The sequence below is a fragment of the Pseudomonas sp. BJa5 genome, from assembly GCF_030272875.2.
In the GTDB taxonomy this organism is placed as follows: domain Bacteria; phylum Pseudomonadota; class Gammaproteobacteria; order Pseudomonadales; family Pseudomonadaceae; genus Aquipseudomonas.
Map to the genome: position 1 here is coordinate 1 of NZ_JALRNG020000142.1, position 277 is coordinate 277.

The 277-nt window shown below is 48.4% G+C and carries 1 pseudogene; it reads left to right on the plus strand.

What is annotated here, in order from left to right:
• Window positions 1-184: pseudogene (locus M2D63_RS25760) on the plus strand (IS3 family transposase); the annotation flags it as partial.
• Between the last annotated feature and the right edge of the window lie 93 nt (window positions 185-277).

Consider the following 277-nt stretch of genomic DNA (forward strand, 5'->3'; position numbering starts at 1 on the left):
CTTTTTCCTGTTTCTAAAGCGGGAACGGATCAAGCGGAAAATCTACTCGACGAGGGAAGATCCTCGTAGTGATGTGTTCGATTACATCGAGATTTTCTACAACGCAAAACGTCGGCATGGTTTCAACAATCAGCTGTCACCGGTAGAGTTTGAAAAGCGGTATGCAGTGAGCTTGCAAGGTGTCTGGAGAATCCGGGGCGATTCAAGTCGAGGGGTGTATGGTCAATTCAGGCAAAGTCTGGTTTTGGGGGGGCTGGTGACATGAAGAAGACGCTTA